Source organism: Nesterenkonia sp. (assembly GCF_029265375.1).
Taxonomy (GTDB): Bacteria; Actinomycetota; Actinomycetes; order Actinomycetales; family Micrococcaceae; genus Nesterenkonia.
On the sequence record NZ_JAJUJJ010000026.1, the window covers coordinates 1 to 20362 of the forward strand.

Sequence of the window (20362 nt, forward strand, 5' to 3'; positions counted from 1 at the left end):
ATCTGGGTGCCGCCGGCCGGCAGCGAGCTGGAGAGCGGGCCCCCGTGCAGGGGCACATCCACCACGCTGAGCGCTGCCGCGGTCAGTGAGATCACCTGGGACCGGTCGATCAGGCCCAGCCCCTCCAGCAGCGCCTTGGTTGAGGTGCCGTGGGAGACGATGACGACGGTGCGCAGCGGGTAGCTGGTATCCACTGAATCCGTAGGTTCCAGGGACGCGGCATCGCGCACGATCTGGCAGAACGTGGCCGTCATGCGCTCGACCACCGAATCAGGTGCCTCCCCTGCCGGGGGCGTGCCCTCGCCGCGTTTCCAGGACCGGTAGAGCTCGGGGTACTCGTCCTTGGCAGCGGCGGTCTTCATACCTTCCCACTCCCCCAGGTTCTGCTCGATCAGCCCGTCCAGCTGCACCGGCGCGAAGCCGAGGCCGAACTCTGCGAAGGTCGCGTGGGTTCGCTGCAGCGGGGAGACGTATCCGGCTGTGGGGTTCTGGCCGCGGATATACCGTCCGGCCGCCCGGGCCTGCTGCAGGCCGGCCTCGGTCAGCGGCACCTCTGACTGGCCCTGCAGCCGGTGGTCGCGGTTCCAGGCGGTTTCACCATGGCGGGCCAGGATGATGCGGATCATGGCAGAGGTTCTCTCCTTCACTGACGGGGCGGCTCTTCGAGCCAGTCGGCCGGCCGCGCGAGCACTGAATCAGTCTCCAGCCGGGTGATGTACTGCTCGGGGTAGAGGGAGAGCACCTGGTCGGCTGTTCCGTGGGCGACCACCGGCCCGGCGGCCACCAGGCGCTGCATGCACCGGAACTCGTAGCCCAGGTCATGCATCATCACCACATCGTTGGTCTCCCGGTGCGGGCCGAAGACTCCGTACCCGCTGCGGTAGCCTTCAGCCGCCGCATGGGCTCCGGCGTAGAAGTCGGCGTGGAAGATGCCGATTTCTTGCGGGTCGAACTGCAGCAGGTCGTAGACGATCCGCTGGATGCCCATCGGCGCCCCGCGGAAGTAGAGCCCGAATTCGAAGCGGGCGCAGCGCAGCCAGTCCGGAACCGTCTCCAGGGCTTCGTAGTAGAAGGGCCGGGTGACTGCCAGTTTGAGGTGCCCGGATGCGGCCGCGGTTGCGGCGTCGTCGTAATCCTTCAGCAGGTCCCGGCCCGAATAGTAGGCGATATCGGTGCGGGTGCCGATGCGGGCGGCCTGCGCCCGGGTGGGAGCGGCCAGGCGCCTGGTGCGGACCACGACGTCATAGGAGTCGATGACCCGGCCGAGCTCGTCCTCGGTAGCGGCGGGGCCCACCACGGCGATCCGCCGGCCGTTGACCAGTTCTGCCATGATCTCGTCCTGGGGCAGGGGCAGCTGTTCGCGCCGGGCTGCCGCATGAGCCAGCAGCGGCTGTATGTCCCCGGTGAAGAGTGCGACGTCGGCCTGGAGCTTCTCCACCTGCAGCTGGACTCTGGGGCTGATGATGGCCAGGCGGGGCTTGGCGGCCGCGCGGTTCAGCTGTTCGGTGTCCTTCAGGTAGGCGTAGGCGCCCAGCAGGTGCTTGAACCACAGGGCGGATTCCAGAGGGATGCCGCGCAGTTCGGCCACCCGGTTGCGGGCCATGAGCTCCCGCAGCCAGAAGGCGCAGCGGAACTGGCCCAGGAACTGCAGGCGCACGCTGAGCACCTCCAGCAGCAGCTGGTGGAGTCCGGCCAGGTCGTCGCCCCGGGCCTCCAGAGCGTGGACGGCGCGCTGGAGGGTCTCTCGGCTGGGCCGGCGCAGGAAGAGCGCCCCGATGGGCTCCCACAAAGCTGGTGAGGCCAGCGCCCCGGTGCGCGGACGCAGGGCGGCGGCGTAGCGCCAGATGCGGGTGAAGTCGAAGTGGGTGCGCACTCCGGTGGAGATGATGCCCTCCACCGAGCGCAGGTCTTCGGGGTTGAGCCGGTAGGCGTGCTCGTAGTGCAGCGCGGCGGATTCGAAGTCCGCGCGGTAGGGCTTGCGGTACGCCGCGGCGGCGGCGATATGCCTGCCGGCGCTGGGCTGCGCCCAGGCAGCCTCGGCCAGTGCCTCAGCCTCGGGCAGCCGGCTGGCGGTGCCTGGGATGAGTCCGGCCACCGGGTCGTAGACCGGGTCGCTGCCGGTGGTGTCCTCGGTGGTGTCGTAGAGCAGCTGGGCGAGCATCCCGCGGTAGCTGTCGGTGGCCTCTCCCCCGGGGTCAATGCGGCCCGCCAGCCCGGCTACGGCCCGCCGTCCCCCGGGGAGGCGTCCGGCCCGCCAGGCGGCGCCTTTGACGACGGCGGCAGCGGCGATCTTGGGTCTCAGACCGTGCAGGCTCAGCGCCATGGCTCAGTCCGTCCTGGTTCTCAGGGCCGGGGATCCTTCGAGTTTGAGGATGTACTCCTCTTCGCTCAGGCCCAGCACCTCGCCAGCCACCCCGTGGGCGTTGAGCACTCCGGTGGAGGCCATGGCTTTGGTCAGCCGGTGTTCGAAGACCAGATCGTGGGCCAGGATGATCTCGTTGACGATCGAATAGGGCCCCAAGCTCTCGTCCTTGGCCTCGCGGTATCCCTTGCTGAACGCGGTCTGCCCGGAGAAGAAGTCCACGTTGAACAGGGAAACCTCGGCCGGTGAGAACTGCAGCACATCGTAGAGGATCCGCCCGATGCCCATGGGTGGGCCGTGGAAGCCCAGGGAGTAGTCATGCCGGTAGAACCGCAGCCAGTCGGGCATCTGGCCGTCGAAGGCTTCCAGGCTGAGCCCCCGGCCGATGACCATCTGCAGGTCCCCGGAGGCCACCGCGGCGTCGGCCTCCTGCATCAGCGGGCCGAGGTCCCGGCCGGAGAAGTAGGCGATGTCGGTGCGGGTGCCCAGCCGGGCTGCCTGCTCGTCGTCGAAGGCGGTCATCAGCCGCGGACGAATGACCACGTCGTAGCTGTCGATCAGCTCGCCGAACCGGTCGCCGGTGTCTGCCGGGCCGACTACGGCGACGCGTTTGCCGGCGATCAGCTCGCGCATGCGCTGCTCACCGTGCAGGGGGGTGTCTTCGGCCCGGCGCGCCGCGTAGTCGATCAGCGGCTCCAGCCGGCCCTGGATCAGGTGCACATCGGCGGCCATCTTCTCCAGGCGGTGGCGTTCCACCGTGTTACTGGGCTCCCAGGGCAGCGGGTCGATCAGCCGCTGGGCCTCGCTGTACCGGCCCAGGTAGACCAGGGCGGAGAGCACCTTCTGGCGGTGCCGGCTGTGCTGGGCGGATGTGGTGCCCAGCCAGGCCAGGCTGCGTTCGGCCAGGCCACGGCGCAGCGCGAACCCGGCTTTCATCCGCTGGGCGAACTGCAGCCGGTAGATCAGCAGGGCCGTGGTGGGCCAGGACAGCCGCAGCCCCTTGACTCTGGCGACTTCCAGGCAGGTAAGTGCGGCGCTGACCTCGGCGCCGGTGGGTTCCGGGGTGAACAGTGGACGGATCCATTCCATCAGCTGCATCCTGGCGCGCCGGCTACGACGGCGTCGGGTGGATTCGAACAGCTCGGCGTTGCGCCAGAGCCGGGCCCAGTCCTGGTCTGCCCGGCATCCCATGACGATCACTCCGCGGAAGGCGGTGGGGCTGGTGGGTTTCAGCTGCAGCGCCTGCTCATATGCGTCCAGAGAGCGGTCAAGGTCTGCGATATGGGGTTTGCGGTAGGCGGCCGCCAGATCCACCCACCACTGTGCGCGCGGCTGGGTCTCTGCGGCCCGGCGCATCAGCTGCAGGCCCGTCTGGTGATCCCCGTGGTTGAACTCGAGTTTGCCACGTTCATGCAGCACATAGGCATTCTGTGGGGCGAGCTGCTCGGCTCTGCGCAGGGCTTCGCGGGCCTCCTCTGTGCGGGACTGCGGGCCCGAGGTCAGCCCGGCGACGGCGTCGTGGACTACAGCACCGGAGTCAGCCCGCTGCAGGGCGCGGGCCAGGGCGACCCAGCGCAGCGGATTCTCCGGCTCCAGCTCTACGGCTCGGCGCCGCAGCTGAAGGGCGGAACGGTACTCCTTGATCCTGAAGCAGCGGGAGGCCAGCCGCTCCATCTGATCGGCGTCGAGCGCCTCCAGATCGGCCTGCTCCACCAGTCGCCGGGCCCCTGAGCGGTTGGCATCCAGCAGCACCGTGGCGGCCTTGTCATAGAAGGTGCCCGCTGCCGAGCGGCGTCCGGACATGCCGGCTTCCAGCGGGGAGGGAACCAGGCGCCCGGAGGCGACGACAGCGCGTGCGGCGGCGAGGTCGGCTCCGGGGACGGAGGCCGCGGCACGAACGGCACGCTGGCCCAGGTCGGCGGCGATGACCAGTGGTTTCAGCATCAGCATCCGAGTCTATTACGGCCGGGGTCTGGGATTGTGCAGCCGGAGGCGGGTGGCCAGCCTCAGGGTGTATGCAGGCAGTCGGGCGGCCAATCGGGACGGTGAAAGTCGGCCGAGAAAGGAAGGATCGGCTAGATGAGGCTCTGGCCACGCAGCTGCTTGGCCCGTGCCAGGTCCTCAAGCAGCTGGAACTGGTCCTCCCAGTCGATGTCCATCACTGCCTCACCGCTCATCTGGTGCATAAAAGGGTTCTCGCCCACACGGTCGCCGGTGGAGCGTACCGTGGGGAACCCGATGAGGTAGGCGACATGATTGATCTCGTAGAGCGGGTCGATGTCCTGGCTGCGGGGCCACCTCTCGGCGGCGGCGTCGTAGTTGTACGGCCGGCCCTGGGCATCCCAGAGGAAGGTGTGCAGCTTGGTGACGGTCAGCAGGCTGTCGTGCCCGCTGGCTGCGGCTTGACGCCAGGAGGCGATGAGCTCGCGGAAGGTCTCAGCGGTGACGAACGGGTGGGTGACGTGGGTCATCAGCATGGTGCCGGTCTCGCGCAGGGTGCCCAGGTACTGGATGAACCGGCTCATCGGAGTGGAGGAGCGGCCGAGCTCGTCGGGCCGCTCCATGACGGTGACCCGCGCATCGTGTGAGGCGGAGAACTTCTCAGCGTAGTCGGCGACCACCGGGTCATTGGTGGAGACGATGATCTCATCCAGCTCGTCCACATCGGCCAGCTGGCTCAGCTTCAGCTCCAGCAGGCCATGGCCGTACCCGGCGAACGGCCGGGTGTTCTTGTTCTTCACGCGTTCGCTGCCGGCACGGCACGGCACCACAGCGGTGATGGGTTCGATGCTCACTATGCGTCTCCGTTTCCTCAGCTGTGCAGTGTACCGGCTGACAGCCCGGCCAGTGGCTGCGGGCGATGAGCGGTCGTGGCCGATGGCTTAGTCTGTGGGGGTGATCAGATCGTGGAGGCGACCGTTGGTGACGGTGGGGGTGACCAGCTATAACAGCGCCGGGACTATCCGCCGCTGTTTGGATTCGGTGCTCCAGCAGAGTCTGGGCGCTTCGCGGATGGAGTTGATCGTGGTCGACGACGGCTCCGACGATGACACGCTCACCCAGGTGCGCTCGTACCGCTCAGCCGCGAACTGGTCTGGCTTCAGGGCAGTGCGTCAGCGCGCTACTGGGAATGCCTCCACCGGAAGGAATGAGATTCTCACTCGTGCGGCCGGGAAGTATGTGCTGTTCCTGGATGCTGATGACTACTTGGGGGAGCAAGCCCTGGAGACCATGGCTGCAACGGCCCGGCGGCACCGGGCGGACATCGTCACCGGGCGCTATGTGGGAGTGGGCCGATCCGCGCCGAACGTATTGGGCGCAGAAGAGCACCCCACGGTGCATCCCTATCACCCCGGCTGGCTCAACAGTCTGCACATTCAGAAACTCTTTTCAGTGGAGTTCCTGCGGGGGCTGAACTACCGGTTCAATCCCCGCCTGAACTACGCCAATGACCATCCGTTCATGCTCAATGCCTTTCTGCACGCGCAGCGGACAGCGTTCGTCCACGACGTCGACTGCTACTTCATCACGTTGGCAGCGGAGGGGCCCGGGCACATCTCCAGAGCGCGGCTGTCAGCTGCCGAGCAGCTGCGGTTCCTGCATGACTGCTTCGGCCTGCTGGCCCTCGCCAGGGGCCAGGGCGGTGAGATGGCGCGCCTGGCGGGACGGATGCGGGCCGATTATTGGAACCGGCTGCTCAAGCTGCATCTGCCCATGCTGATTCTGCGCAAGAGTGATCCCGAAGAGGCGGCCGAGCTGGCGCACGCGGCAGCGAACCTGGCAGAGATCTACGGGGCGCGAACCTCCAGGGCACGTCTGGCGCCTGGCGCAGAGACCATGCTGTCTGCACTGAACGAACCCGATGGTCAGCGGATAATGGACGTTGCCGAGCAGGTGCGTGCCGAGGTGCGCGGGGAGGACCCAGCCGGCTGACCTCGCAGAGGTCCGAGCGCCGAGCTCTCAAGAGCTCGTTCACCTGTCCCTCAGTGTGGCGCCACCCTCGCTGTGCAGCTGATTCAGGCGTTCCCGGAGTTCCTCCAGGTCATCCTCTATATGGAAGCGATGGGCTTCGAAGCTGGCGAGCATCCGCTGCTCACCGGCATCCCGGCGACGCTCAGCGGCGACGATCTGCTTGGTCAGCCGTGCCTGCCGATCCTCGAGCTGACGCATAGTCCGAAGCAGCTTCGCGCTGCTGAGCTCTTGATGCATCTCATGGATTCGCCTGCGGGCACGACCAGCGGCATAGGTCATTGCCGCCAATGTGAAGATCAGCAGCGCCGAGAACAGGCCGAAGGCGACCACCCCCAGGCCCGCAGCGATTCTCCACTGCTCCAACATGACAGCGATGAACGTTGCTGCAAGAACCAGCAGATAGACCCCTATCAAGATCAGCTGCTTCTGTGAGAGTCCTCTGGTCATCAGGTCAGTATCTCCTGTCTGGGCGCGGCCTTGCCGGAGGACAGTGCGTCGATGAGGGCGAGGTAGTCCGCACCCCCGGCGCGGTATGTGAAGGTCGCCGCTCGGCGTCTTTGCTCTTCGGCCAGCTCCCGATCCCGCATGAGTCCCAGAATCGTAGTCTGCACGCGAGCCGGCTCCGAGTAGACCGCAGCGTCGCCGTATATGGTCCGCAGGTGCGGTGACATGATCACCAGGCACCCGGACGCAAGGGCTTCACATACTGCGCGCTCGGGAGCGGCTGGAGTCCCCTGCGGGTAGTGCAGGAATACATCCAGGCCGCGGTAATAGACCCGTCGGTCGATGTTCTCCGGTGCCAGTGCGAGCCAATGGGCCGGCAGCTCCTCGAGCTCGGCGACCCGCATCGGCACATCTACTTTCCCGTAGAGGCGAACGTCGGCACTACCATCGGTCGGCAGCAGGCGACGCACTGCATCAGGGTCGTCTGGCCAGTCGGACGTCGCGGTTCCGGACCACGCGCCAATGATTGGGCGTATATCCGATGCCTCGGAGTGCCGGCCGGTCCTCCGCAGGAAGCGGGGCCTGTTCTCGGCCCACTGTTCAGTATCGAGCGGTGACCGGTATAGCTGACGAGCCACAAGGTCTGCACCCAGCAGACTCGCGAGCTGGTTCTGCACGTGATCTGAGCCGGCGACCCAGAGCGGAGGGCGTCCGAAGTACTGCGCACCGTGGTCGGTGCAGTCAGTGGGAAGGTATGTCACGGGGGCGTCGTCGCGATCGGGGTCAAACTGCTCGGCAACCGCCACGAGTGCTGCAGGGGTGAACCCTGCGCGACCGCGGGGCATGAACTGCAGCAGTTCCGGAGAACGCACAATCAGCAACCCGATGCGGCGGAACTCTTCGTCAGCAAGCACGCAGGTCACGTCGCCGGAGGAGACGAGGTCCTGCACAGGACCGCAGAGGGTGCGCGCATAGTCAGATGGATGCAGCGGACTCTCCATGTGGAGTATTCCGACGCGGAGCCCGGCCTCGCGCAGGACACGCAGCTCTTCGAGCATGTCGGCCTGCAGCGCCCCGAACTCACACCAGTCTGCAGCCAGTACGACGTCGAGCTCGTGAGGGGCCTCGGGCGGCTGGGTGAAGCGGGCGGGGATGTCGATCGGCGGGTCGCTCGACCTGTGCCGCCGCAGCTGCTCCGGCCGGGCCTGGGCGTGCCAGGCTTCATAGGAGCTCCAGAAGATCCTGCGTGCCGGATGCTGCCAGCCGGGGCGGAAGTCTGCTCGGGAGAGTGAATCCGGCAGAATGCGCATGAAGATCAGCGGCAGGCGGATAGCATGGACCTCGACCCCCGTATAGGCGGCTACTCTGCTTCGCATCTCATTGTCAGCAGCTTTGCGTGCTGTGAGGTATCCACCTAATTCGCGCATGAGGTGGGTGCGTACCATCAGGGTCGGCGCGCTGGGGATAAAGGGTAGGTAGCCGCGTCGGATCCGTACCAGGTTCTCCGTCATATTCACGGTGTACACCTGGTTTCCGGGAAGCTCTGGGTGCTCCAGCAGGTCTTGGACCTGAACCTCGATCCGTTGCGGATGGGACCAGTCGTCGGCGTCCTGGCCGGTGACGAACTCGCCGCGGGCTTGAGCGAGACCGGCATTGCGGGCCGCGTAGGTGCCGCCATTCACGTCCAGGGAGATTACGCGAACCCGGGAGTCGAGCTGCTGCAGCTCGTTCAGTGTGGGGGCATGGTCGGGACCCGAGGCGTCGTCGACGATCAGCAATTCCAGGTTCTGCCAGGTCTGATTCAGAATGGATCGGGCCGATTGCAGCACATCGGCCCGGACCGGACGGTACGTGGTCATGATGACAGAGACAAGCGGCCCGTCAGTGCCGGCTCTCTGCTCCTCTGACACGTCGGCGGTGAGCTTGTTGAAGGGCACCTCTGCTGTGACATGGTCGCCGACTCCGCTTTCCTCCAGGTCTGTGGCGATCAGCCCATTCTGGGTCAGCGGACGGTTGAATCCAGTCAACCAGCGGTCGTAATTCTGGCCGGGGCGCACGAAGGGGCTTCTGGCGTCCACTGCCAAATAGCGGTAGAACAGTCTGCGCGCACTACGGTTCTCTGCAAGGACGCTTTCCATCTCTTGGTAGCGCCCCGATTCGAACAGCAGCTCCGCCAGCAGCTTGGCATAACGGGTACGTCTTGTAGGTGTCACGTGCGGCACCGCCAGATGCAATGCAGCTATGGCGAATTCAGTATCGCCAGACTCTGCATTCTGCAGCCCTGCAACAGCTGCCAGGCGAGCTAGGGCATCGGGATCCAACTCCTCCACCGGGAGGCTGCCCGCCATCACCGCCTCCTGAAGCTCTGGCAGCGTGTGGGCCCCGTTCGTGGCAGCGTGTGCGAACACCTGCCGCAGCTGCACTGACTCGCCGCGAAGCGCCGTGCGCTCCAGCTCCCGTCTGGCTCCTTCCGAGCACGCATAGGTGCCGAGGAGCCGTCGCCGCAGCTGCGGCTCATTGATCATAGTGGCGCCCCCGGTCACACTCGGTGCAGGTTTCACCACGCAAGTATGCCAGCTGTTCCCACTACCGGGTGGCAGCTTATCCTCTCCAGGCCCCAGCGAGCAGCCTCATTGAGCTCGTGCGCGATTCCCGGTGGCGCGACCCGCGCCGAGATGCGAAGCGGGCACCGCACACCTGCTCTATGCTTACCTGGGACACTTGATATCTGCGTGCTGCGCAGCGAGCGTCCCTACACCAGCAGACGACGTCGCTAGCAGGACCAAGGAGTGCACTCACATGACGCTGGCACTGCATCAGCTGAGGCGTCCCCTGCCGGAAGGTGGGCCGCAGCTTAACGCAGGCTTGCGGCTCCACGCTCCCACGCCCGGGATTCCTCGGCTTCCGGGCACCGGCTGCTGCCAACCTTGAGCAGTACGGGCCTACCCCAGGACAAAGGAACTCAGGAATGACAGAGGATCAGGACCTCAGCCCGCAGGAAGTCATCGAGCTGATGCACACAGCTGACGATGCCATGCGGAGAACGTTGGGGAAGATGCTGGCCCCCCGCGCTATGCGCCAAGGAGGGGACGAGCACATAGATGAACTCCGCAAACTCCTGGCGGTAGCCTCTCCCCACCATGTTCGGGACATCGTCCTGCATCGAATGCGCCCGAAGAAGCTCTTCGTCGGCCGGGGGCTTTCCTTTATGGGGGCGATCGTGGCCAAGACCGAGGCGGCCCGCCTGACGTCCAAGGGCTCGCTGCCCGGTTGGATCTTGAGCAACAAGCAGTCGGCCTACGAGTTCATGGACATCCTGGACATTCGCAGACCCCGCACCCCGGACTCAGCAAAACCGATGTCAGAGATTGAGCTGACGCCGGGAACCGTCATCAAGCCCACCGCTGGGTCCGGCTCCAAGGGCGTGTATCTTGTCTTCGACTCAGATGACATCTTCCACGCCAAGGACGGCCGCCAATTCAGCGACAAATCCTCCCTGGAGCGTCACGCCCAGGCAATTCTGAAGGACCGGTCCTCTGCCACCAGTGCCAAGCGAGACTCATGGTCGACCGAAGAGCTCGTCCTCTTCGACCGGAAGAATCGCCGGCCCGCCGTCGACCTCAAGTTTTGGTCCTTCTACGGAAAAATCGCATTCATCACGGAAATCAGTCGGCACCCAGAGACCAGATGGGACTTCTGGAGTCCGACCGGGGAGCGCATTGAGGCCCCCGGTCGGTGGAAAGCGACCCGGTACCACGGCGTCGGGTTCGAACCTGAGCACCTGGAGCTGGTGAAGAGAATCAGCTCAGAGATCCCGTATCCCTTTATGCGCATCGACATGCTGCGCGGAGAGGACGAGCTGGTCTTCGGCGAGTTCACACCACGCCCCGGAAGCTCCAATGTCTTCACTCCCGAATGGGATCGGAAAATGGGAGAGATGTGGGCACTGGCAGAAATCAGACTGCAGCAAGACCTCCTGAAGGGTAAAGACTTCGCCGCATATAAGGTTTTCCAGGAACGGCGGCGGCGGCGAGAAAAGGCCGAGCGAGCAGCAAAGCGCAGGAAGAAGAAGTGAGGGCCACCAGCTCCGAGATGGGTCGGGCAGCTCTCCGCAGGTGATAAGCGCCCAGGACCGGGTCAATCCTGCATAGTGCCCATCAAATGGCGCATCAGGGCCCGGTGCGGGTGACGATTGCTGCCATAAGCGGGGTAGCGGAATTCGGAGATATCGGGAGCAGCAGAGATTCCAATGACCGTGGCCGCCTCGCCGCTGTCAAGGGAGGGCACTATCAGGTCGACTGCTGCCGCCGCGAGGCCTGGGATGGCCCACATCGCGTCCACCGCCAGCTCCGCGATCTCGGCGGCTAGGTCGTCTGTGACATCCACACTGATCCGCCCATCAGAGCCGCCCTGCACTGACGAGGACAAGCGTTGAACTTGCCCGTAAGGCAGCACCTGGCCGGGCTCGATGGACTCGGCGCGCAGAGCATCTTCGTCGATCGCTGGCTGACGTTTGGCCAAATAGCTGCACTCCTCGCGTCGGCTCACCTCAGCGTCGGCGAGCTGAAGGACTGTGCGGTCCCCGTCGCCGATGACGTGCAGCGGGATCCTCACCACAGCCGCGGCGACGCTCTCTCCGACCACCAGCACTCGCACGGGCAGACCCGGCTGTGTGCTGGTGAGAAGAATCTGCTGGGAGCCCTTCGGCTTGGAACCCGCCGCCTTCTCCTCTCTCTCCCAGGCGCGGTTAAACTCCTCCTCTGACACTATGCCGACGCGGGCGACGAACCCGGGAACCTTGCGCTCTCCAGAGACGATGACCTCGCCTTCCTGGGCGCGGAAATGCCGCAGGGCCGCCTCGTACTGGTGCGGTGAGAATTTTGCGGTAGGGGGCACCGGCACCCCTGATGCCCGAAGATAGGTCCGAGTCAGCGTCAGGGACGGAACCACTCGACGCGCCTGGCTGCTGGCCAGAGTGGTGGCCCTGCCGTCGAAGCCGCCGATCACCTCTCCCTTATAAACAAGCACGAAGTGGTCCTTGGTGACCTTACGGACCTTCACACCGAGGGAGCGCGCCGCACCGAGAACCAAAGACGAGTGGCTAAAGACATTGCTGCGTATTCGCAGGTCTTCGGGCGCCAGCCTCTCGCTGATAAAGCGGTCCATGGGAGACGAGCTGCTCTGCTCGGACGAGGCTGCAGTGTCCATGGTCAGCACAGTACCCCCAATGCAGTTGCCCCTCGTATACCGACCGGCACCCCACTCATGGGCCGCGCTCCTCCACCGGCATGAGGGGGCCCTGACACTGAGTCAGCCGATGATCTTCTCGACTAGCAGCGCAGTCAGATCCTCCTTAGAACCCGAAGCCGTGTCCACGGTAATCTCCGGTTCCGCAGGGGGCTCGTACGGGGCGGTGATACCGGTGAAGTCCTTGATCTGACCTTCCCGCGCCTGCTTGTACAAGCCCTTCGGGTCTCGCTGTTCGCACACTTCCAGCGGTGTGTCGACGTACACCTCGACGAAGTCGCCCTCGTCGAACAGTTCCCGAGCCGCGTCACGGTCTCTGCGGTACGGCGACACAAACGCCGTCAGGACGATGACGCCGGCCTCAGCGAACAGACGGGCAACTTCAGCCACCCGGCGGATATTCTCGGCACGGTCGGTCTCCGTCATGCCCAGGTCTTTGCAGAGTCCCTGACGCACATTGTCGCCGTCCAGAAGCATCGTGTGGTATCCGCGTCGGTGGAGCTCCACCTCCAACGCATTGGCCAACGTGGACTTCCCAGAGCCGGAGAGGCCCGTGAACCAGATGCACCGACCGGCGTGCCCATTTCGGTCTTCTCGCATGTAACGGGTGACCGCGGTCTTGTGCCAGACCACCTGCGCCTTTGACTCATGCTGGCGGTACTCATAGGGAGAATCCTGGGAGAGGATCTCCCGGATCATACCCGCACCCACTGTCACGTTGGTCAGACGATCGATGACGATGAAGCTTCCGGTCCCGGGCGAACGACGGTACTTGTCCACCGGCACATCCCCGGTGAGCTCCACCTGGCAGCGCGCCATCGAGTTCAGTTCGAGCTCATCAGCCTCATGCTTTTCCAGGCTGTTAACGTCAACCTGGTACTCGATGGACTCCACCGATCCGGAGATCTCACGCGTGGCCATCTTGAAGTCATAGAGCTTCCCCGGCTGAAGGGCGTCCTCATGCATCCACACCACGTCAGCCATGAATGAATTCGTCAGAGGAACCTCCGCCTCGCCCTCGACGATCCAGTCCCCGCGAGAGATATCAATTTCGTCATTCAGCGTGACCGTCACAGCCTGTCCTGGGTAGGCCTCATCAAGGTCACCCTCCCAGGTCACGATGCTCTTCACCGTAGAAGTCTTCCCTGAGGGCAGCGCTTTCACCCGCTGACCTGGTTTGAGAATTCCAGCGGACAGCGTCCCTGCGTATCCGCGGAAGTCAAGATTGGGACGGTTCACGTACTGCACTGGGAAGCGGAGGTCGTCGAGGTTCTCGTCCTGAGCCACCGGAACGTTCTCCAGAAGTTCCAGCAGCGCTTCGCCGTTGAACCACGGCGTGTTCGGGCTGCGATTGACGACATTGTCGCCCTCCAGAGCCGAGATGGGAACAAAGCGGATGTCCTTGGCACTCAGGTTGGTCGCGAACTGATGGTAGTCGGCGACGATCTCTTCAAATCTCTCCTGGGAGAAATTCACCAGGTCCATCTTGTTGACAGCGACCACCAGGTGCTCGATACCCAGCAGGTCGGCGATGAAGCTGTGCCGTCTGGTCTGGGTCATCACACCGTGCCGAGCGTCCACCAGGATCACCGCCAGGGACGCCGTAGAGGCGCCGGTGGCCATGTTTCGGGTGTACTGTTCATGTCCCGGGGTGTCGGCAATGATGAATTTGCGCTTATTGGTGGAGAAGAAGCGGTAGGCAACGTCAATGGTGATGCCCTGCTCCCGCTCCGACTGCAGACCGTCGACCAGCAGCGCCAGATCCACCCGACCGCCCTGCGTCCCCGAGGTTTTGGAGGCCGCCGTCACCGCGGCAAGCTGATCCTCATAGATCATCTTCGAATCGTGCAGCAGACGGCCAATCAGGGTGGACTTGCCGTCGTCGACGGAGCCGCAGGTGATGAACCGGAGCAGATCTTTGTTCTCGTGCTCCTTGAGGTACGCTTCGATATCCTTCTCGATCAGGTCTGACTGATGCGACATGTGTAGTGATTCCCCTGTGAAGTCCTGTGTAGGTGGGTGGTGAAGGCGGACGGCCTTTCGGCGCAGTTTCCGCTTTAGAAATAGCCTTCGCGTTTCTTCTTCTCCATCGACCCAGCCTGGTCATGGTCGATCGCGCGGCCTGAGCGCTCTGAGGTCGTGGTCAGCAGCATCTCTTGGATGATCTCCGGCAGAGTGCTGGCTTTCGACTCCACTGCTCCAGTCAGCGGGTAACAGCCCAGGGTGCGGAACCGCACCCATTTCTCAGCGGGCTTCTCGCCCGGCTCCAGCGGCAGCCGGTCGTCGTCGACCATGATCAGCATCCCGTCGCGCTCCACAACCGGTCGCGGTGCCGAGTAATACAGCGGAACGATCGGGATGCTCTCGAGATAGATGTACTGCCAGATATCCAGCTCAGTCCAATTGCTGAGCGGAAACGCGCGAATCGACTCGCCCTTATTGACCTTGGCGTTGTAGACGTTCCACAGTTCCGGGCGCTGATTCTTCGGGTCCCACCGGTGATATTTGTCGCGGAAGCTGAAGACTCGCTCCTTCGCCCGAGAGGCTTCTTCGTCGCGCCGTGCCCCGCCGAATGCCGCGTCGAATCCATGGAGACTCAGCGCCTGCTTCAACGCCTGCGTCTTCATCACATCGGTGTACTTGGCACTGCCATGGTCAAACGGATTGACGCCAGCCTTCACGCCCTCCTGATTTGTGTGAGTGATGAGCTCCATCCCGGCTTCTTTGGCCATCCGGTCGCGGAACTCGATCATCTCCCGGAACTTCCACGTGGTGTCGATATGCATCAGCGGGAAGGGTGGGGGCCCCGGGTGGAAAGCCTTGCGTGCAAGGTGAAGCATCACCGAGGAATCTTTGCCGATGCTGTAGAGCATCACAGGGTTGGAAAACTCTGCCGCCACTTCGCGGATGATGTGGATTGACTCAGCTTCCAGCTGCTTCAGATGAGTCTGACGCTGGGGCGTTATAGGGGTGTCGGCTGCAATGGCGGTCATTTTCCCTACCTTAGCGTTTTTCTGTTGAACTGCTCAATGCACGGACGAGGGCATTCTCCCAGAGAGGAGCGCGCTGCCCAGCCACTATGAAGAAGGGGTTCAGGACTGACTCTTTCTGGTTGCAGCGCAACGGCTCTAGGGTGGTGGCCTCGAGCACCACACCGCCGGCTCCGGTGACCACCGCCTGCGCAGCCGCGGTATCCCACTCTGAGGTCGGCGCCAGCCGCGGGTACAGATCGGCCTGACCTTCTGCAACCAAGCAGAGTTTGATGGAGGATCCCATAGACACGCGCTCATGGGCTGGCAGCTGGGCGGCGAAGCGTTCGAACTCTTCCGAACCATGAGATCGCGACCCAACAATCCTCCACGGCTCGCTGCCCGGGGCTGGAAGCGGGCGAACCGACAGCGGAGTGCGCCCCTGTGCTCCGTCCTGTTCAATCCGCCACGCCCCGCGACCATCCACCCCGATCCATGTGCACCCAAGCACCGGAGCGTGAACGATGCCGAACACCGGCACGCCGTCCTGCACCAGGGCGACATTGAGCGTGAATTCTCCGTTCTTCTTGATGAACTCCTTGGTGCCGTCCAGGGGATCGATCAGCCAGTATTGAGACCATGTGCGGCGCTCTTCCCATGGCACTTCGGCTGACTCCTCTGACAGCACCGGCACGCCCGGCGCAACCTCGTGCACCAACGCGGTGAGCGCCTGGTGTGCCGAGGTATCGGCCAGGGTCAGTGGAGACGCATCCTCCTTGACGGTGACATCGAAGTCCTGCTCATAGATGTCCAACACCCTCTGGCCCGCCTCATGCACGCCATCCAGCAGCCGATTCTGGGCTTCCTGGTCCATCAGTGACACGACGATCCTGCTCCTCAACTCATTCAGAACGGCCAGATCACTGGGACCAGGCCGATGACAACGGTACCCGTCAAGAGACTCATCGGGGTCCCGACCCGCAGATAATCGGTGAACTTGTACCCTCCGGGGCCGAGCACCATAAGGTTTGTCTGGTATCCCAAGGGGGTCAGGAAGCTGGCTGAGGCAGCAAACATAATGGCGATCACGAACGGCAGAATACTCACGTCGAGTTGGTCAGCCACTGCCACCCCGATGGGGAACATCAGCACGGCTGCCCCATTGTTGGTGATCAGCTCGGTGAAGAGGACCGTGACTGCATAAACGATCGCCAAGGCGACCCAGGGGGGAAGAGCTTCTGCGAAGAGCAGCCATTCAGCAATCTGCTTGGCTGCGCCGGTCTGAGTCATCGCTGCTCCCAGCGCGAACGACGCAGCGATCACGATGAGCACGGATAGGTCGATCTCGCGCCGGGCTTTGCCGATCGGCACGCATCTGGTGGCAAACATAGCCAGCGCGGCCACGAGGCCCGCTTCCAGAATGGAAACCAGTCCTGACGCGCTGAGGGCCACCATCACAGCGAGGATCCCCAGGGCCACAGGGGCCTTCCTAAAGTTCGGGAGCGAAGCATCGTTCAATGCGCTGACCAGCAGAAAATCCTTACGGTGGCGGTACTGGCCGACGAAATCATCTCCGGCTTCCATCAGCAGTGTGTCGCCAACCTGCAGCTCAATGTGACCTAGTTTTCCAGTCAGTCGCTCGCCATGCCGCGAGACGGACAGCACGACCGCGTTGTACAGGGACCTGAAGCGAGACTCTCTGATGCTCTGCCCGAGTCCGGGGAAGTTCGGGCCGATAATGGCTTCAACGATCCGTCGGCGCGAGTGACGAATGTCCAGCTTATGAATGTCACCCTCCGCTGGGGCCAGACCGTGGACCCTCCGTATTTCGTGGGCGCAATCCGGTGACCCGATGAACACCAATGCGTCGCCCGCATGCAGGGTTGTCTCAGGGGACACCGCCGTCAGCAGCTCACCGTTGCGCTCAATGTCAGCCAAATACCCGTAGGTGAGACTCCGCAGGCCGGCAGCGGCGATGGTCTTGCCCACGAGTGGTCCGCCGGACTCAACTATGGCCTCGACCGCGTATTCACGTGCAGACTCAAGCTGCTCCAAGGCTCCCTGACGATCAGGCAGGAGTCGGTCCGCAAAGAAGTACAGATAGACCGCACTGACGAGGACCAGCGGGATACCAATCCAGGCCGGGTCAAACATTGAAAGCTGAATATCTTCTTCAGCCTCAAGGAGCCCTACGATCACAAGGTTTGTGCTGGTGCCGATCAGCGTGCATGTTCCACCGACGATGGATGCGTAGCTCAGCGGAATCATCAATTTGGAGGGGGCGACCTTGAGCCGTGCCGCCCACTCTTGAACGGCCGGAATGAACATGGCCATCACAGCAGTGTTGTTCATGAACGCACTCAACCCTGCTGTGGGACCCAGCAGCCGCAGCTGCGCCCGTCGTGTGCCACTCGGCTGGCCCAGCAGCCTGCGCGCAATCCACTGGATCGCCCCGGACTCCTTGAGCCCTGCTGCCACCAGGTACAGCGTGGCGATGGTCAGCACCCCAGTATTGCCGAATCCCGCCATGGCATCGGCGGGAGAGAGAATGCCCGAGATGATCAGGAACGTCACGGCTGCCACCAGAATGACGTCGGGTGCCAAGCGCGTCGCAGCCAGAGAAACCAGCACCAGCACAATTGTTGCTAGGGTCAGTATGGCTTCGACGGTCACGAAATGTCTCCTGATTCAAGAATACCTGCGCTGTTAAGCACACTCATTCACCGAACAAACCGTTCGATTCTTTCCAGATGCTTTCCTGAAACGGGAAGATCGTCAGTAAACCTGCCCTGCAGGTCGGCCACAGTGAGCGGAGCAGTTAAGCCGTGCCTCACGAATCCGTAAAAGTCTGGAGTCACCTGGTCCATGGGGAAGTACTGGTACACAAGATTACCCTCGGCTACGAGCTCTACGACGACGCCAGAATTTCCACAGATCGCCACATGCGGCTCGTCCAGGGGCTGATCTCTGAGGGTGAGTCCTGCCCCGCGCAGCTCGTCCCGGTTGGTCGCCCGCGGATGGGTCTTTACAGAGACACCGTCCACCGCGGGATTGTCCTGCAGCAGCTGACACAGCTCCACCACCTTCTCCGTATCAGATATCCGGCTCGGATACACCACTACGGGAACGCGGTCCCGCGTCAGCAGAGCCTCGTGCCGGGCACTGATGTCGTCCCAATCCAGGCCGCCGCTGACCCGCGGCACCACACGAACCTCGCCTGCGATCGGCGCAATCGACTCATAGACACGCCGTGAGTGCTCACTGCGCAGTATGGACAGATCGAAGTCAAGCGGCGGGAAGTGCTCACTCACCTCAGCATGCTGGAGATAGACGGTCGAGAGTCCCTTCAGCTCCGCCGCCTTGGTGAGCCCCACCGGCACAGGCGAGTGATCATTGGACACGGCAAAGACTGAGCTTCGGCAGTGCTGCATGAGGTCGAGTCCGGAGAACACGGACTGACTGAACCGAATTACCTGATAGAGCAGCTCCACCTTGACAGCGCTCCTTGCAGAGAGAAACTGCTCGAATACGATGTCTTGCGCCCTTAAGAATTCGTCGTCTTTGATCCGGAAGCGCTTGACCGGAAAGTCGGCGATGTTAGCGATCTGGGATGAGTGGCCTTGGTCGGCGAGCATCTCGGCGAAGAAGTCGAACTCGCGGCGGTTGTTCCGGGTTGAACCGTAGGCCAGAGTGTCGCATTTCAGGGCTGCCGGCGGCGCGATGTACTTGACCCGTCGAGTCTTCCTCATTCGCTCCTTGAAGAACGCAAGCGCCTCCTGGGCGGGCACCAGTCCGCGATCGTCCAAGGGGAGTTCGGAATAGCTCAGCTCGTCGAGACGCGGCTGAAAGATGTAGGAGTAGTCTTCGCGCGACTCGATGATTTTGGCCACCTTCTCCATGCCGGACCGGCTGGCCTGGATCACGTCCTTCATCTCAGCCCTGCTCCGGCTCTGCCCCATGAGCGAGGCGTGCCCAGCGCCTGCTGGACGCGCGGCTGCTGAGCCGGGGAAACGATTGGAATTTGGTGAGGGTCAGTGGGCGCCGTCGGACCACAAGTGTCACCTCGGCCACGCGAAGCCCTTCGGGGCACTGGACCGTCACGTGAGAATGTGGGCCTTTCTCATCGTGGGGCACAGGAACCCAGAAGCCCAGAGTGCGCGAATGCCGAATACCTTGGAACTCCAGGGCGCGTGACCATGCGCGAGGGTCAGGGCTCTTGCCGTCCTCGTCCTCAAATGCGAGCAGGACAGCCAGCTCGTGAGCGTCCCGCTTCTCCTTGGTGTCTATGGCCAGGGTGAAAGCCTGGGGGTGAGCACAAGGGAATGTCAGTCCCTCAGACGAAATAACTTGAGGTTCGGGGAGAAGATTGACACGCTCCTTGCCGTTGAACAGGCCGGTATGGAGCTTGCCGCGCAGGGCTGGGAATGATTCCAGGACGACGTGGCGAGACACCGGAGAATGGTGCTTCAGCCTCTCATGCATGCGCCGAAGAAAATCCTTCTTATCATGCGCGTCCACTAGACTGTCCTGGGTGGGGTTCCGCCCTCTGAAGAAGGCAGGATGCCGGGAGTCCGTAATGACGGGGGCGTACCGATTGCTCTTCGTGTGGGAACCGTGCCGCCCGTCGCCGATGATTCTTCCGGCAGGGTTGAGGACACAAACCGCCATGAGCCCCGCGCTGGGGAAGTTGCTGTAGTCCTCTCGGAGATAGAAGTACTTACCATCGGAGCGAATGCCTGTGAAGCCGTATCCGAAAGAAATCTTCCAGCCGGGACGGGCAGCCTTCATATAGCCGAGCACTCTGTCGAAGTAATCCACTGCAAGAAGATCGTCGTCGTCGAGCCGGTAAGCACCGAACTTGACTCGCTGGCCCGGCTCCCAAGGAAGGAGGGATCGCACGATGTCGTGCGGAGGCAGCTGCGCGGGGGCCCGCGAATTTTGGACGTTCAGTCGGAGAAATTCATAACGGCTCTCCGCTTCTTTCAGCGCCTCACGGTATGGAGCAGGCAGGTTCGATGAGTAAGAGACGACGTGGAATATATTGTCACGATCTCTAATACCGCGGGCCAGCTGCGGCAGGACTTCCTCAGTGAAGATTTCCGTGCGAGCAGCCATCCTTTCCGGGTCGTACAGCCACCGGCGGTACTCTTCCTCATCGGCCGTCTGGGCGGCGGCAAGGCCGGCGCCTGTCTCGCCTTCGAACGAGTACACGCTGAACCGGGTATGGCCGATGATGAACAATCAATATCTCCCGACAACTCGCCGCATTGCAGCCCAACACACGAACATGATCCACTCTACAAGCCCACTCACCGCTCAGAACTCAGTGGACACTCGGAACTGAACGTCTCTGGTTATCCGCACGCCC

At 63.3% G+C, this 20362-nt stretch carries 15 protein-coding genes; 2 read left to right on the top strand and 13 right to left on the bottom strand.

Annotated elements, in window-relative coordinates; genetic code table 11:
- The 4 genes from Q1K09_RS10465 to Q1K09_RS10480 all read right to left on the bottom strand — a co-directional run.
- Nucleotides 1-626, bottom strand: a 626-nt coding sequence (locus Q1K09_RS10465; protein ID WP_300345372.1) for a histidine phosphatase family protein, incomplete at its 3' end; no start/stop codon positions are given.
- Between the two features lie 17 nt (nt 627-643).
- Nucleotides 644-2323 carry a hypothetical protein gene (locus Q1K09_RS10470; protein ID WP_300345373.1) on the bottom strand — a complete coding sequence of 560 codons (1680 nt, stop codon included), beginning with the start codon at nt 2321-2323 and terminating at the stop codon, nt 644-646.
- A 3-nt stretch (nt 2324-2326) separates the two neighbouring features.
- Nucleotides 2327-4306 (bottom strand): hypothetical protein, encoded by a 1980-nt coding sequence (locus tag Q1K09_RS10475; protein WP_300345374.1) that lies wholly within the window; start codon nt 4304-4306, stop codon nt 2327-2329.
- Between the two features lie 131 nt (nt 4307-4437).
- Nucleotides 4438-5157: a hypothetical protein gene (locus Q1K09_RS10480; protein ID WP_300345375.1), complete on the bottom strand. Its 720-nt coding sequence runs from the start codon at nt 5155-5157 to the stop codon at nt 4438-4440.
- Nucleotides 5158-5257: 100 nt separating this feature from the next.
- Between Q1K09_RS10480 and Q1K09_RS10485 the strand changes: the two genes are divergently transcribed.
- Nucleotides 5258-6295 (top strand): glycosyltransferase family 2 protein, encoded by a 1038-nt coding sequence (locus Q1K09_RS10485; RefSeq protein ID WP_300345376.1) that lies wholly within the window; start codon nt 5258-5260, stop codon nt 6293-6295.
- Between the two features lie 39 nt (nt 6296-6334).
- On the opposite strand, the gene Q1K09_RS10490 is transcribed toward Q1K09_RS10485, so the two are convergent.
- The gene (locus tag Q1K09_RS10490) at nt 6335-6781 is read right to left on the bottom strand and encodes a hypothetical protein (protein WP_300345377.1); all 447 of its coding nucleotides are present in this window, start codon (nt 6779-6781) and stop codon (nt 6335-6337) included.
- A complete protein-coding gene (locus tag Q1K09_RS10495) occupies nt 6781-9339 on the bottom strand; it encodes a glycosyltransferase (RefSeq protein WP_300345378.1) in 2559 nt (852 codons plus the stop codon). The genes Q1K09_RS10490 and Q1K09_RS10495 overlap by 1 nt, the downstream gene beginning before the upstream one ends.
- A gap of 407 nt (nt 9340-9746) precedes the next feature.
- On the opposite strand from Q1K09_RS10495, the gene Q1K09_RS10500 reads away from it, so the two are divergent.
- Complete coding sequence (locus Q1K09_RS10500; RefSeq protein ID WP_300345379.1) at nt 9747-10853, top strand: ATP-grasp fold amidoligase family protein; 1107 nt, start codon at nt 9747-9749, stop codon at nt 10851-10853.
- Between the two features lie 62 nt (nt 10854-10915).
- Here the strand turns inward: Q1K09_RS10500 and Q1K09_RS10505 are convergent, their stop codons facing one another.
- The 7 genes from Q1K09_RS10505 to Q1K09_RS10535 all read right to left on the bottom strand — a co-directional run bounded on the left by Q1K09_RS10505 (nt 10916) and on the right by Q1K09_RS10535 (nt 20235).
- The gene (locus Q1K09_RS10505) at nt 10916-11839 is read right to left on the bottom strand and encodes a hypothetical protein (protein WP_300345380.1); all 924 of its coding nucleotides are present in this window, start codon (nt 11837-11839) and stop codon (nt 10916-10918) included.
- Nucleotides 11840-12088: 249 nt separating this feature from the next.
- Nucleotides 12089-14008, bottom strand: a complete 1920-nt coding sequence (gene cysN, locus Q1K09_RS10510; RefSeq protein ID WP_300345381.1) for a sulfate adenylyltransferase subunit CysN — start codon at nt 14006-14008, stop codon at nt 12089-12091.
- A gap of 74 nt (nt 14009-14082) precedes the next feature.
- Nucleotides 14083-15018 carry a sulfate adenylyltransferase subunit CysD gene (cysD, locus tag Q1K09_RS10515; protein WP_300345382.1) on the bottom strand — a complete coding sequence of 312 codons (936 nt, stop codon included), beginning with the start codon at nt 15016-15018 and terminating at the stop codon, nt 14083-14085.
- Nucleotides 15019-15028: 10 nt separating this feature from the next.
- A complete protein-coding gene (gene cysQ, locus Q1K09_RS10520) occupies nt 15029-15868 on the bottom strand; it encodes a 3'(2'),5'-bisphosphate nucleotidase CysQ (RefSeq protein WP_300345394.1) in 840 nt (279 codons plus the stop codon).
- A 32-nt stretch (nt 15869-15900) separates the two neighbouring features.
- Complete coding sequence (locus Q1K09_RS10525; RefSeq protein WP_300345383.1) at nt 15901-17667, bottom strand: SLC13 family permease; 1767 nt, start codon at nt 17665-17667, stop codon at nt 15901-15903.
- Between the two features lie 47 nt (nt 17668-17714).
- Nucleotides 17715-18926 carry a hypothetical protein gene (locus Q1K09_RS10530; protein WP_300345384.1) on the bottom strand — a complete coding sequence of 404 codons (1212 nt, stop codon included), beginning with the start codon at nt 18924-18926 and terminating at the stop codon, nt 17715-17717.
- Nucleotide 18927: 1 nt separating this feature from the next.
- Nucleotides 18928-20235 carry a glycosyltransferase gene (locus tag Q1K09_RS10535; protein WP_300345385.1) on the bottom strand — a complete coding sequence of 436 codons (1308 nt, stop codon included), beginning with the start codon at nt 20233-20235 and terminating at the stop codon, nt 18928-18930.
- Nucleotides 20236-20362: the final 127 nt, after the last annotated feature.